Raw genomic sequence first — 11730 nt, 5'->3', positions numbered from 1 at the left:
TCGCCGCGAGGGACGCCCTTCGTGGAAGCCCCCCTCCACCATCCTTCGGATGGTCCCCCTCCCCGTGCCGGGGAGGATTTTTACTCCGCCGCCTTGGCCAGTTCCTCGAACTCGGCCGCCGCGAGGAAGCGTTCGGCATCCAGCGCGGCCATGCAGCCGGTGCCCGCCGCCGTCACCGCCTGGCGGTACACCTTGTCCGCCACGTCGCCGCACGCGAAGACGCCCGGCACGCTGGTCCGGGTCGAGCCCGTCTCGACCGCGATATAGCCGTCCGAATCCAGCTCCAGATGCCCGCGGAACAGCTCGGTCGCCGGATGGTGGCCGATCGCGACGAAGCCGCCCTCGACGTCCAGGCGGCTATGCTCGCCCGTCACCGTGTCGAGCAGGTCGAGCGCGACCAGGCCCGCATTGCCGCCGCCGTCGACGAACTCGCGAACTTCCTTGTTCCACAGCACCTTCACGTTCGGATGCGCGAACAGCCGCTCCTGCAGGATGCGCTCGGCGCGCAAGCTGTCGCGGCGGTGGATCAGCGTCACGTCATCCGAATGGTTGGTCAGGTACAGCGCCTCCTCGACCGCGGTATTGCCGCCGCCGATCACCGCCACCTTCTTGCCGCGATAGAAGAAGCCGTCGCAGGTCGCGCAGGCCGACACGCCCTTGCCCTTCATCGCCTCTTCGCTGTCCAGGCCCAGCCACTTGGCCTGCGCGCCCGTCGCGATGACCAGCACCTCGCCTTCATAGACGTCGCCGCCGTCGCCGATCAGGCGGAACGGTCGGTTGGTCAGGTCGACCTGGGTGATCGTGTCCCACATCATCCGCGCGCCGACATGCTCGGCTTGGCGTTGCATCTGCTCCATCAGCCAAGGCCCCTGGATGACGTCGGCGAAGCCGGGATAATTCTCGACATCCGTGGTGGTGGTCAGCTGGCCGCCCGGCTGGATGCCCTGCACCACGATCGGCTGCATGCCTGCGCGCGCGCCGTAAATGGCGGCGGACAGCCCGGCAGGCCCCGAACCGAGGATGAGCATACGCGTGGTGTGGGTGGTCATGTCCGAATCCTGTGAAACGATTTGCCTCCAGATAGGCGCTGCTCGTCCAAAAATGAACCGCTTCTCATGCGGCCAATCCGCGCCTGGTTCGTTTGGCGTTGCAAGTGGAGGTTTGCCCGATGCGCGACGACGACGATGTGAAGATCACCGAATATACCGCCCCTGCCGGCGGCTGGGGCTCGATGAAGGGCATGGCGAAGGTCCTGCCCAAGGAAGGGCTGGGTCCCGAGGTGTTCGACACGCTGCGTCGCCAAAACAAGCCCGGCGGCGTCATGTGCGTCAGCTGCGCCTGGGGTAAACCGGCCAAGCCGCACATCGCCGAATTCTGCGAGAACGGGGCCAAGGCGACCGCCTGGGAACTCAGTTCGCTTCGCGTGACGCCGGATTTCTTCGCCAGGCATAGTGTGACGGAGTTGGAGTCCTGGCCCGACCACGACTTGGAACAGGCGGGCCGCCTGACCCATCCGATGCGGTACGACCGGGCGTCCGACAAATATGTCGCGGTCAGCTGGGACGAGGCGTTCGCCGCGATCGGCGCCAAGCTGAAGAGCTGCGACCCGACCAAGGTCGTGCTCTACGCCTCCGGCCGCGCCTCCCTCGAAACCTCGTTCATGTATTCGCTGTTCGCGCGGATGTGGGGGCAGCAGAACCTGCCCGACAGTTCGAACATGTGTCACGAGACGACCTCGGTCGGCCTGAAGTCCGCCATCGGATCGCCCGTCGCGACGATCCAGATGGAGGATTACGACAAGTGCGACGCGATCTTCTCCTTCGGGCAGAATGTCGCGACCAACGCGCCGCGAATGCTCCACAATCTCCAGGCCTGCGCCAAGCGCGGGGTGGAGATCGTGACCTTCAACCCGCTTCGCGAACGCGGCTGGGAGCGTTTCGCCTCGCCGCAGAACCCGGTGCAGATGCTGACCGGCAGCTCGACCGACATCTCCAGCCAATATCATCAGGTCAAGGCGGGCGGCGACATCGCCGCGCTGACCGGCATCTGCAAGCTGGTGATCGAGGAGGATGACCGCGCGGTGGCCAAGGGCGCCAAGCGCATCCTCGACCATCATTTCATCGAGCAGCACACGACCCGGTTCGAGGATTTCGCCAACTACTGCCGCAATGCGGCGTGGGGCGACATCATCCGCGATTCGGGCCTGACCCGCGACGCGATCGAACAGTCGGCGCGGGTGTATATGAAAGCGGAACGCGTGATTGCGGTGTACGGCATGGGCATCACCCAGCACCGTTATGGCATCGACGCGCTGCACATGATCGTCAACCTGCTGCTGCTGCGCGGCAATATCGGCCGCGAGGGCGCAGGTCCCGGCCCGGTGCGCGGGCACAGCAATGTGCAGGGCCAGCGCACCGTCGGCATCACCGAGAAGACCGAACTCGCGCCCGTCGAGCGGCTCAAGGAACTGTTCGAGTTCGAGCCGCCGACCGAAAATGGCTGGGACACGGTCGAGGCCTGCCGCCAGATCATCGCCGGGACCGCGCAGGGCTTCGTCCAGCTCGGCGGCAATTTCCTGCGCGCCACGCCCGAACATGCCAGGATGAAGGCGGCCTGGGCGAAGCTCCCCATCACCGTCCATATCGCCACCAAGCTCAACAAGAGCCATCTGGTGCCGGGCGAAGAGAGCTATATCCTCCCCTGCCTCGGCCGGTTGGAGACGGACATGCAGGAAGGCGGTCGCCAGGCCGTGTCGATGGAGGACTCGTTCAGCCATATCTATGGCTCGGTCGGCAAGGCGACGCCCGCCGCCGATACGCTGTTGTCCGAACCCGCGATCGTGGCGGGCATCGCCAAGGCGGTGCTGGAGCCCAACCCCAATGTGCCATGGGACGAATGGGTCGGCGACTATGGCCTTGTCCGCACCGCGATCGAGAATGTCTATCCGGACAAGTTCGCCAATTTCAACGATCGCCTGTTCGAGCCGGGCGGCTTCTGGAAGGGCAATCCCGCCTCGCACCGCAAATGGGAAACCGAGAGCGGCAAGGCCGAGTTCAACGTGCCCCGCGCGATGGACGCCTCGGGCATCACCCCCGCCGAGGGGCGGATGCGGCTCATCACGCTGCGTTCCAACGACCAGTTCAACACGACCATCTATGGCTATGACGATCGCTTCCGGGGGATCAGCGGCACGCGGATGGTGGCGATGATGAACAAGGCCGACATCGCCCGGCTGGGCCTGACCGATGGTCAGACCATCGCGCTGGAGAGTGATGCCGATGACGGTGAGGAGCGCGTCGTCGAGGGCCTGCGCGTGGTCGAGTACAACATCCCCGAAGGGTGCATCGGCGGCTATTATCCCGAGCTCAACTATCTGATCCCGCTGGAGCATCATGCGCTGGAAAGCCATGTCCCTGCGGGCAAGTCGGTGCCGGTGAAGGTACGTGCCCGGGCATGAGCATGACGTCATGAGCATATTGGGCGCGGTGCTGACCGGCGGACGTTCGTCGCGCTTCGGATCGAACAAGGCGATTGCGATGCTGGGCGACCGGACGCTGGTGGCCCATGCCCGTGCGATCATCGCCCCGCATTGCGCGCGGGTGGTGCAGGTCGGCGGCGTGGACGGGGTGCCCGACATGCCCGCCCCCGGCCTGGGTCCGCTGGGCGGGATTGCGGGCGCGCTGGATTATGCCGCGAGCCACGGCTTTCGCTGCGTCCTGACCATCGGATGCGACATGCCACGCCTTCCGCAAGGACTGATCGAGGCGGTCCTGCGACGCGAGCCGAGCTATTGCCAGGATGCGCCGGTGCTGGGGCTGTGGCCCGCCGCGCTGGGTGCGCATCTGATGGCGCATCTCTCGCTCGGGCGGGACCGCTCGGTACGTGGCTGGGTACGCGCGATCGGGGCGATCCCCATCGCCTCGCCCCAGCCGATCGCCAATGTGAACACGCCCGCCGACCTCGCCGCGCTGTGAGCCGGATGGGGATAGACCCTTTCCTTCCCAGCAAGGGGAGGTGGCAGGCCGCAGGCCTGACGGAGGAGTGTCCCGATCAGCGAGCTGGGACGTCCATCGCACCCAGGGACACCCCACCACCATGCCCTGCATGGTCCCTCTCCCCTTGCAGGGGAGGAATAGTTTGAGGGTTGCCCAGACGTTGACACTGATCCGCCTGTCGCCGGACGGCACGGCCGATCCCATCGACCGCGACATCGCGGTCGAATGCCCGGTCGCGATCGAGGTGGACGGGTTCGGCTATGCGGTAATGATGATGACGCCCGAGCGGCTGGAGGATTTCGCCACCGGCTTTCTCCTGACCGAAAGGCTGGTCGACGCGCCCGGCGACATTCTCGACATCGAGCCCTTTGCGGCCGAAAGCGGCTGGATCGTCCGGGTGACGCTGGCCGAGCATCTGCGCGGGCGGATGCAGGACCGGGTCCGCCACCGGACGAGCGATACCAGTTGTGGGCTGTGCGGGCTTTCAGGCCTCGAGCAGATCGCCCGCCCCGTCACCGGACGTCCTCCCGCGCCCCAGGTGGATGTGGAAACACTGTTCGCCACACTTGCCACCGTCCGGAGGCACCAGCCGCTCAACGGGCAAACAGGCGCGGTCCATGCCGCCATTGCCTGTGACGCGGGGGGCATGGTGCTGGCCGCCGCGGAGGATGTCGGGCGGCACAATGCCCTCGACAAGCTGGTCGGGACATTGGCACGCGGGACGGTGCTCAGCCCCGACTTCATCCTCGTAACCTCGCGGATCAGCTATGAGATGGTCGACAAGGCGCTGGTGGCCGGGGTCGGCCTGCTGGTCGGAATCTCCGCGCCGACCAGCCTGGCGATCGATCATGCCCGTCAGCATGGCCTGACCCTGATCGCGCTGGCCCGGTCCGATGCGATGCTGGTCGCGCACGATCCGCACGACTGCTTCGCCTGACCGATCAGCCTGCCGCAAGCCTCCGCCGCTCCACCCAGTCGGGCTGGTCAGACCTGGACGCGAGATCGGAAGGATCCTGCAAGATCCGGTCACGCCCGGCCCGCTTGGCGCGGTAAGCCAGCTGATCGGCACGCCCAATCAGCTCATCGAGCGTCTCGCCCGCCTGATGCCGGACGATCCCACCACTGACCGTCAACCCGGGTAGCCCTTGCGTCGCGAAGGGCTTCAAGGCGTCGCGAATCGCGTCGCCCAGCCGCGTCGCCCGGTTATCCTGCGCGTCGCTATCGGCATCGGGGATCAGGACGGCAAATTCCTCGCCCCCCATGCGCACCGCCAGCATGTCCGGCGCGGTCAGCGCCTGCACCGCCTGCGCAAAGGCGACCAGCACCGTGTCGCCGGTCGCATGGCCATGGCGGTCGTTGATCGCCTTGAAATGATCGAGGTCGAGAACAAGGGCATGAAGCCCCTCCCCGTGCATCGCCGCTTCCGCCAGCATGCGGGGGCCGGCGCGGTAAAGCCCGCGCCGGTTCGTCAGCCCGGTCAGCGGATCGGTCTCGGCATCGAGGATCGTCTCCTCCAGCGCCTTCTGGATCACCAGCAGCATCAGGCACAGCCCCGCTGCGACCAGCAGCACGCCGGTCGAGATCTGCGAGACCACCGCATAGACGCTGCTCAGATAGGATTTCGGCGTAGGCCCCGAGCCGAGCGTGAGCACGAGCCACGGCTTCAGCAGGAAATGCACGCCGATCACCCCGAAGATACCGATCAACATGGCCCGGATCGGTCCACCCTGCGCGATCCGGCGCGCCGTCAGCATGACGACGAACGACGCGATGGCGAAGGGAAGCTGGAACATCAGCTCATAGGGCAAGGTGTTGCGTGGCCCGTCTGCTATCGCCAGCCGCAGCGCCAGTCCGGCACCCCATAGCAACAGGATCAGCCGCCATGGCGGGCGACGCCCGACAAAGGCCTGTATGCCCACCGCCATCACCAGGATACCGCCAAGGAACACGCCGTAACCGACGACCGAGAACAGCGCGACGTGATCGGTATAGAGCACCAGCAGATGGCAGATGGGCGTGAAGAAGCCGAGCAGATAGCTGACCATGAAGCAGGCCGCCGCCCGCTGCCGCGAATAGGACAGCGCGATCACGCCGTAGGTCACGACGAAAAGCGCCGCCATGCAGCTATTGGCTATCAAGGCATAGACGGCGGCATTCACGACCTAAGATCCGAGGCTCCTGGAGGACATCGTGACGCAGACCTATTTGACAGAGGAAAAGGAGAGGTTAAGGCGCACGAAAGCACCCGGCCCTCAGCCCCCGTCCTCTCCGGATGCCGGGCACGATATAACAATCGGGGTCGATATGCCATGCCGGACAGGCTGCAAATCCGCCGAATTCCCCGATCCGGCTCCGCTGTTTCGGACATAAGCATCATTGGTGCCCGCGACCGCCGACGACGCCACATCGGATGGCAAGCGTCGACACGCCTGTGACGGGGTACGACGGCAGGCGCCAAGGGGCGTGGTCATCGTCGTGAATGCTGAAGGAAATACACCGGGTGGTAGCGAAGGAGGGACTTGAACCCCCGACACGCGGATTATGATTCCGCTGCTCTAACCAGCTGAGCTACTTCGCCATGCCAGGCGTTCCACCCGGTGGAGGCGCGCCTATAGACAGGCTGTTTTCGGGCGTCAAGCGAACAAATGACGGGAAAGCATTTCCCATGGGCCGCCGCGATACCACCAGGTGCCCAGACCGATCAGTTCCACGGCACGCGGGCGGAAATCGCGTTCCATCTGCTGGAGAAGCAGCTTGGCCGTGGCGGGCGTCACCTTGTTCTGGATGGTCACATGCGCGCGCCATCCGCCCGCATCCTGCGGGGTCAGCATTCCGGCAAAGGCGTCGACCAGTTCATGGCGGATCGCGACGAGGCCGGGCGAATCGATCCGAATCGCCACGCCCCGGCCCAGCGACATCAGCCCGCTCGCCCTTGCGTCGGGGGCTCGCACCCCGCGCGTCAGGCCGTTCAGGCGATGCTTCAGCTCCGCCTCGGCCGAGGGCGGCAAATGGTGGAACAGCGTACAATGCGCGTCGAGGACATTGCGCTCGGGCGGGAAATGCTGGCGGCGCAAGGCGTCGAACGCGCCCTGATCGGCGCGGCCGAATAGGGCGGTGACGATGATCGGGGCCAACGGCTGGTTCAGATTTCCACCTGACTGCCCAGCTCGACCACGCGGTTGGTCGGCAGGCGGAAAAATTCCATCGCGCTCTCGGCGTTGCGCAGCATCCAGGAGAACAGCTTTTCGCGCCACATCGACATGCCCGGCCGCTCGGCGGCGAGCAGGGTCTGGCGCGACAGGAAGAAGCTGGTGTCCATCATCTTGAACGCGCCGCCCTCCATCTCGACCCGCTTCAGCGCGGCGGGCACGTCCGCCTCTTCCATGAAGCCGAATCGCAATACCAGGCGATGGAAACCATGGCCCAGATCGTCGCGCTTCGCGCGGTCGTCCTCGGGCCAATAGGGCTGGCTCATGATCTTGACGGTCAGCAGGATGATCCGCTCGTGCAGCACCTTGTTGTGCTTCAGATTGTGGAGCAGCGCGTGCGGCACCCCCTCGGGCGAGGAGGTCATGAAGATCGCGGTGCCCGACACCCGGCTCGCCGCGCCCGCCGCCGAATCGATGAAGATGTGGATCGGCATCGTGCCTTCGCGCAGCCGCTGGATCATCAGCTTGCGGCCCGTCGACCAGGTGGTCAGGAAGGTGAAGATGATGAAACCGATCAGCAACGGCACCCAGCCGCCCGAGGGCACCTTGGTCAGGTTGGCGAGGAAATAGGCCCCGTCGACCAGGAAGAACAATCCCAGCAAGGGCAAGGCGGCGTAGGTCGGCCATTTCCAGAGCCGGGTCAGCGCCACCCCCAGCAGGCAGGTGTCGATCAGCATCGCCCCCGTCACCGCGATCCCATAGGCCGAGGTCAGATTGGACGACGAGCGGAAGAACAGGACCAGCAGGATCACCATCACCATCAACATCCAGTTGATGAGCGGGATGTAGATCTGCCCGGCGGTCACCGCCGACGTATGCTCGATCCGCAGGCGCGGCATGAAGCCCAGCTGGATGGCCTGCTGCGTCACCGAGAACGCGCCGGTGATGACCGCCTGGCTGGCGATGACGGCAGCGGCGGTCGCCAGGATCACCAGCGGCAGCTGCAACCCCTCCGGCGCCAGCATGTAGAAGGGGCTTTCCAGCGCGGCGGCCCCTTCGCGGAACAGCAGCGCACCCTGCCCCATATAGTTCAGCATCAGGGCAGGCAGCACGAAGACCAGCCAGGAAAGGCCGATCGGCCGCCGCCCGAAATGGCCCATATCGGCATAGAGCGCCTCCGCACCGGTCACCGCCAGCACGACCGAACCCAGCGCCAGGAACCCCCGCAGCGGATCGATGAAGAAGAAGCGGACGGCATGGTGCGGCGACAGCGCCTGCAGCACCTCCGGCGTCTGGACGAAGCTCATGATGCCCAGCACCGCGATCACGGCGAAATAGACGAGCATCACGGGGCCGAAGAACAGGCCGACCCGCTCGGTGCCCGAACGCTGGATCTTGAACAGCACGATCAGGATGGTGATGGCGATCGGCAGCACGAAGCCGCCGAATGCGGGCGCGGCCACCGCCAGCCCCTCGACCGCGCCCAGCACGGTGACGGCGGGGGTGATCATGCTGTCGCCATAGAACAGCGCGGTGGCGAAGACGCCGAGCAATATGATCCCGCGCGACCAGCGCCGCGTCTTGGTCTGCCCGGAGACGAGCGCCAGCAACGCCAGGCTGCCCCCCTCGCCCTTGTTGTCGGCACGCATGATGATCGCGACATATTTGACCGAAACGACGATCATCATCGACCAGAAGATCAGGCTGATAACGCCCAGGATATGCGCATTGTCGAGCGGCAGGGGATGGTGCGGGTTGGCGAAGGTTTCGCGGAACGCATAGATCGGACTGGTGCCGATATCCCCGAACACGACACCGATCGCGCCCAGCGCCAGGCGCGCCATGCCCTGCGGCGGGTGGGGATAGATATCCTTGTTCGCGGTGGTGGCGATCCCGGTGGGCGAGACGCTCATGACTGGGGGATCGTGCCGGTGATGGAAAGGATCATCGGCGACATCCGTGGCAACCCTGTGATCATCGCGCCGCCCTAGCATGGCCCCAAAAGGCCAGCAACGCAGGGGTCGAAGGCTTGTTGCATCACTGCACGATTTCGGCGGGCGGGCGATGCCGCAATGCAACAGTGGAAAGGCGCGCTTCGGACGCCGGTCTCCGTGAGACCCCTTTGCCCTCCCCCAACCCCTCCCGCCTGCGGGAGGGGAGAGTCTTGCGACGGTCCGCCCCCAAAAGCACGCCCCTCCCGCAGGCGGGAGGGGATGGGGGAGGGAAAGCCACGTAGGACAGGCTCGGTAAGACCCGTTGCCCTCCCCCGGCCCCTCCCGCCTGCGAGAGGGGAGATAAGTAGTACCACCCGAAACGGTTCACCTCCCGCCTCCGATCGGCTACGGCACGACCATGGTTAGTCGCACCGCCGCTCAGGCCGCTTCGGAAATCCCGTCCCCGATCGTCACCATCGACGATGTCCGCGCCGCCCATGCGCGTATTTCGGACCGGATCATCCGTACTCCGACGCTCATCAGCCGGACGCTGTCGCAGCTGACCGGGGCGACCGTCTATCTGAAGTTCGAGAACCTGCAATTCACCGCCGCCTATAAGGAACGCGGCGCACTCAACACCCTGCTGCAACTCTCCGACGCCGCCCGGGCGAAGGGTGTCATCGCCGCGTCGGCGGGCAATCATGCGCAGGGGCTGGCCTATCACGCCAACCGGCTGGGCATCCCCGCGACCATCGTGATGCCGCGCACCACGCCGATCGTGAAGGTCGTCCAGACCGAAGGGCATGGTGCGACCGTGGTGCTGGAGGGCGACAATTTCGACGCCGCCTATGCCCATGCCCGCGAGCTGGAGGCGGAGCGCGGCTATACCTTCGTCCATCCCTTCGACGATGCGCGGGTGATCGCAGGGCAAGGCACGGTGGCACTGGAAATGCTGGAGGACGCGCCCGATATCGACACGCTGATCGTGCCGATCGGCGGCGGCGGCCTGATCTCGGGCATCGCCACGGTCGCGGCGGCGGCGGACAAGCCGGTCGAGGTCGTCGGCGTCCAGGCCGAACTGTTCCCCTCCATGTACAACAAGCTGAACGGCACCGACCTGCCTTGCGCGGGCGATACGCTGGCCGAGGGTATCGCGGTCAAGGTGCCCGGCGGCCTGACCTCGCAGATGGTGGCGCAGCTGGTGCGCGAGATCGTGCTGGTGGATGAGCGCCATCTGGAGGAATCGGTCAGCGCACTGCTCCAGATCGAAAAGACCGTGGTCGAGGGCGCGGGCGCGGCGGGCCTCGCCGCGCTGATGTCGCACCCGGAGCGTTTCCGGGGCAAGACGGTCGGCATCGTGCTGTGCGGCGGCAATATCGACACGCGCCTGCTCGCCAACGTCCTGCTGCGCGACCTTGCCCGCTCGGGTCGCCTGGCGCGCCTGCGCATCCGGTTGCAGGACCAGCCGGGTGCGCTGTTCAACGTCGCGCGCATCTTCGACCGGGAGCGGGTGAACATCATCGAGGTCTATCACCAGCGCGTCTTTACCACCCTGCCCGCCAAGGGGCTGATCACCGATATCGAGTGCGAGACGCGCGACGCGCTGCACCTTCACCGGTTGATCGAGGCGCTGCGCGCGGCGGGGTACGAGACGACCCAGGTCGAACTCGCCTGACCTCCGGACCACGGCGCCACTTTTCTTGCGATTCGTCCCGTTTCCGAACGATGCTGCCCCATCGCTTCGGACGGGAAGATCGTTAAAGAAGGTTATTGTCCTCCACTCGAAGGAACTGCCCGGCGGTGACCGCGCCTTTTCGTTTCCCGCGCTTCTTCGTCACCAGCCCCGCTCCCTGCCCCTATTTGCCGGGGCGCGACGAGCGAAAGGTGTTCACCGAGCTGAGCGGCGATCATGCCGATGAGCTGAACGAAGCGCTGAGCCGCATCGGCTTTCGCCGCAGCCAGGGAGTGGCCTATCGCCCCTCCTGCGCGGGGTGCAGCGCCTGCGTGTCGGTGCGCGTCGTCGCGGGCGGCTTTCGCCCCAATGGCACACAACGCAAGCTGCTGCGCCGTCACGCCGATCTGGAGGTCACCGCCTGCCAGCCCTGGGCGACCGCCGAGCAGTTCGCGCTGCTGCGCCGCTATCTGGGCGAGCGGCATCCCGGCGGCGGCATGGCGGCGATGGACGAGAGCGACTATGCCGACATGGTCGAGCTGTCGCCCGTCCAGTCGGTGTTGGTCGAATATCGCGAGCCGACCGGTCCCGACGGGTCGCGCGGGCGGCTGGTCGGCTGCTGCCTGACCGACCGGCAGGGCGATGGCTTGTCGATGATCTACAGCTTTTTCGAGACGCAGGATGACAGCCGCCCCGGCCTGGGCAACTTCATCATCATGGATCATATCCTGCGCGCCCGTGCGGCCGAGCTGCCCTATGTCTATCTCGGCTATTGGGTGAAGGGGTCGCCGCGCATGGCATACAAGACCCGTTATCAGCCGCTGGAGGCGCTGACCGTGCGCGGCTGGGCGCCCTTCACCGGCGACAGCCCTGCCCCCATCGCGCCGCCGCCGGTCGAAACCGCGATCGAGGCCGGGGAAACCTGACCAGGGATCGATGCTCTCCCATTCCTCCCCTGCAAGGGGAGGTGGCAGGGCGCA

The 11730-nt window shown here is 66.0% G+C and carries 9 protein-coding genes and 1 tRNA gene; 5 read left to right on the top strand and 5 right to left on the bottom strand.

The genetic code is table 11. The features are described from left to right. Positions 1–80 precede the first annotated feature (80 nt). Entirely contained in the window at positions 81–1049 is a 969-nt protein-coding gene (gene trxB / locus SP5_RS04950; protein WP_042484966.1) for a thioredoxin-disulfide reductase, read from the bottom strand. Between the two features lie 119 nt (positions 1050–1168). On the opposite strand from trxB, the gene SP5_RS04945 reads away from it, so the two are divergent. The 3 genes from SP5_RS04945 to fdhD all read left to right on the top strand — a co-directional run bounded on the left by SP5_RS04945 (position 1169) and on the right by fdhD (position 4932). Beyond that, positions 1169–3457, top strand: a complete 2289-nt coding sequence (locus SP5_RS04945) for an FdhF/YdeP family oxidoreductase (RefSeq protein ID WP_042484963.1) — start codon at positions 1169–1171, stop codon at positions 3455–3457. Beyond that, positions 3444–3974 (top strand): molybdenum cofactor guanylyltransferase, encoded by a 531-nt coding sequence (gene mobA / locus SP5_RS04940; RefSeq protein WP_241823792.1) that lies wholly within the window; start codon positions 3444–3446, stop codon positions 3972–3974. Before SP5_RS04945 ends, mobA begins: the two co-directional genes overlap by 14 nt. Before the next feature lie 181 nt (positions 3975–4155). Then, positions 4156–4932 carry a formate dehydrogenase accessory sulfurtransferase FdhD gene (gene fdhD / locus SP5_RS04935; RefSeq protein WP_245613403.1) on the top strand — a complete coding sequence of 259 codons (777 nt, stop codon included), beginning with the start codon at positions 4156–4158 and terminating at the stop codon, positions 4930–4932. A gap of 4 nt (positions 4933–4936) precedes the next feature. Here fdhD and SP5_RS04930 read toward each other — a convergent pair whose 3' ends face one another. From SP5_RS04930 to SP5_RS04915, 4 genes are all read right to left on the bottom strand, one after another. Next, entirely contained in the window at positions 4937–6115 is a 1179-nt protein-coding gene (locus tag SP5_RS04930) for a GGDEF domain-containing protein (protein ID WP_157013577.1), read from the bottom strand. A 381-nt stretch (positions 6116–6496) separates the two neighbouring features. Next, a tRNA-Met gene (locus SP5_RS04925) sits at positions 6497–6573 on the bottom strand. 55 nt (positions 6574–6628) lie between these two features. Next, the gene (locus tag SP5_RS04920) at positions 6629–7129 is read right to left on the bottom strand and encodes a 2'-5' RNA ligase family protein (RefSeq protein WP_439645601.1); all 501 of its coding nucleotides are present in this window, start codon (positions 7127–7129) and stop codon (positions 6629–6631) included. Positions 7130–7137: 8 nt separating this feature from the next. Further along, the gene (locus SP5_RS04915; protein ID WP_375243247.1) at positions 7138–8988 is read right to left on the bottom strand and encodes a potassium transporter Kup; all 1851 of its coding nucleotides are present in this window, start codon (positions 8986–8988) and stop codon (positions 7138–7140) included. A gap of 508 nt (positions 8989–9496) precedes the next feature. On the opposite strand from SP5_RS04915, the gene SP5_RS04910 reads away from it, so the two are divergent. Together SP5_RS04910 and SP5_RS04905 are read left to right on the top strand one after the other, a co-directional pair. Further along, positions 9497–10753, top strand: coding sequence for a threonine ammonia-lyase (locus tag SP5_RS04910; RefSeq protein WP_042484954.1), 1257 nt, complete (start codon positions 9497–9499; stop codon positions 10751–10753). Between the two features lie 125 nt (positions 10754–10878). Further along, the gene (locus SP5_RS04905) at positions 10879–11676 is read left to right on the top strand and encodes an arginyltransferase (protein WP_042484952.1); all 798 of its coding nucleotides are present in this window, start codon (positions 10879–10881) and stop codon (positions 11674–11676) included. Positions 11677–11730 lie beyond the last annotated feature (54 nt).

Origin of the sequence: Sphingomonas parapaucimobilis NBRC 15100 (genome assembly GCF_000787715.1) — a bacterium.
In the GTDB taxonomy this organism is placed as follows: domain Bacteria; phylum Pseudomonadota; class Alphaproteobacteria; order Sphingomonadales; family Sphingomonadaceae; genus Sphingomonas; species Sphingomonas parapaucimobilis.
This window is presented reverse-complemented; position numbering and strand designations above follow the sequence as displayed.

Coding starts and splice junctions, on each gene's coding strand:
- trxB (WP_042484966.1), bottom strand. CDS start 1,049: ATGACCACCCACACCACGCGTATGCTCATCCTCGGTTCGGGGCCTGCC.
- SP5_RS04945 (WP_042484963.1), top strand. CDS start 1,169: ATGCGCGACGACGACGATGTGAAGATCACCGAATATACCGCCCCTGCC.
- SP5_RS04930 (WP_157013577.1), bottom strand. CDS start 6,115: ATGGCGGCGCTTTTCGTCGTGACCTACGGCGTGATCGCGCTGTCCTAT.
- SP5_RS04915 (WP_375243247.1), bottom strand. CDS start 8,988: ATGGCGCGCCTGGCGCTGGGCGCGATCGGTGTCGTGTTCGGGGATATC.
- SP5_RS04910 (WP_042484954.1), top strand. CDS start 9,497: ATGGTTAGTCGCACCGCCGCTCAGGCCGCTTCGGAAATCCCGTCCCCG.